This is a genomic window from Ruoffia sp. FAM 26254, assembly GCF_045528545.1.
In the GTDB taxonomy this organism is placed as follows: Bacteria; Bacillota; Bacilli; order Lactobacillales; family Aerococcaceae; genus Ruoffia; species Ruoffia halotolerans.
Window position 1 is genome coordinate 1 of the sequence record NZ_JBGQQY010000096.1, and the last position, 1,596, is coordinate 1,596.

Consider the following 1,596-nt stretch of genomic DNA (forward strand, 5'->3'; position numbering starts at 1 on the left):
TTTTAGAGACCGTATTTTACTTATGACGCGATTATATGTCCCTCAGACAAATAAAAAAGATCAAGCAACAACTTATGCTGCTTGATCTTGATTAAAATGAGTCATCAACCCTATTTGACAAAGAGCCCACAGTAATTGAGTTAGGTTCAATTACCGTGTCGCTTTTCGTATCTTATATAGTAGTAATTATTTTTTGTACAAAAAAACCAGAGGTAAAAACCTCTGGTTTAGAGTGTATAAAGTTAAATAATCAGAGATTATTTAACTTCTACAGCTCCTCCAACTTCTTCGATTGCAGCTTTTAATGCTTCTGCATCTTCTTTAGATAATCCTTCTTTGATTACTTTTGGAGCGTTATCTACTAATTCTTTAGCTTCTTTAAGTCCTAAACCAGTTGCTTCACGAACTGCTTTGATAACTTTAATTTTAGCTGATCCAGCTGAAGTTAATTCAACGTCGAATTCAGTTTGTTCTTCAGCAGCAGCTTCACCAGCGCCACCAGCAGCAGCTACAGCTACAGGAGCAGCAGCAGATACACCGAATTCTTCTTCGATTGCTTCTACTAATTCGTTTAATTCTACAACAGTTGCTGATTTGATATCTTCAATAATTTGTTCAATGTTTAATGCCATGATTTGTTTCCTCCGTTTTATATGTGTTTTTTTATTTATTAATTATGCTACATTAAGCAGCGTCTTTTGCTTCACCAACAGCTTTAAGCGCATAAGCCATCTTGCGAGCAGGATTCATTTGTGATAATACTGAAGCTGTATTGCGCATTGGAGCTTCCAGTACAGATAGTAACATAGATAATAGACCTTCGCGACTTGGTAATTTAGATAATGTTTCGATTTCAGCTACTGTAGCTACAGCACCTTCAATTAATCCACCTTTGATTTCTAATTTTTCTAAATCTTTTGCGGCATCAACGATAATTTTAGCTGGAGCAACAACATCTTCAGAATGGAAAGCAATCGCAGTAGGACCAGCGAAAACTTCATCTAAACCTTCAATACCTGCGTCTGCAGCTGCTCTACGTAAGATTGTGTTTTTCACAACTTTCATTTTCACGCCTGCATCACGTAAGTTTTTTCGTAATTCTGTTACTTCAGTAACGTTAAGACCTAGGTAATCGATAATTACAACACCTGCAGAACCTTTAAGTTCTTCAGTGATTTCTGCAACTTCGTTTTGTTTTTGTTCAAGAGTCACTTTTCTTTTTCCCAATTAGTTCACCTCCGTCATTTTGGTATAGAGAGTATTTATTGATTATTTTATCCAATAAAAAAACCCCCATGTCACCTTAGACATAGAGATACATTCCTGTTGTTTATCACTTAGGAACTTCCTCGGTAAGAAATTAAGGCATTTGCCACTTACTGTCTTCGGTCGTTTAACACATAAAACATCATAATGGATACCGACTGTGTTGTCAACACTTTTTATTAATGTTTTTAACTTTTTTTATTTAGGTGTGTTGTAAGATGAAACGCAACACTAAAAAAAGACATGAAGATTCGTTATACTTAAGTCACCACAACATAGTATAAGGAGAGAATCTTCATGTCACACACTCATTTTAACACAAAGAAATCT

At 35.3% G+C, this 1,596-nt stretch carries 2 protein-coding genes and 1 other annotated feature; both genes read right to left on the reverse strand.

All coding sequences use genetic code 11. From position 1 onward, the window contains the following. Nucleotides 1-257 precede the first annotated feature (257 nt). A complete protein-coding gene (rplL, locus tag ACEN3Z_RS11770) occupies nucleotides 258-632 on the reverse strand; it encodes a 50S ribosomal protein L7/L12 (protein WP_138404221.1) in 375 nt (124 codons plus the stop codon). Nucleotides 633-684: 52 nt separating this feature from the next. Then, on the reverse strand, nucleotides 685-1,227 hold the full coding sequence (rplJ, locus tag ACEN3Z_RS11775) for a 50S ribosomal protein L10 (protein WP_407090968.1): 543 nt from the start codon (nucleotides 1,225-1,227) through the stop codon (nucleotides 685-687). Between the two features lie 48 nt (nucleotides 1,228-1,275). Beyond that, nucleotides 1,276-1,407, reverse strand: a sequence feature (ribosomal protein L10 leader region). Nucleotides 1,408-1,596 lie beyond the last annotated feature (189 nt).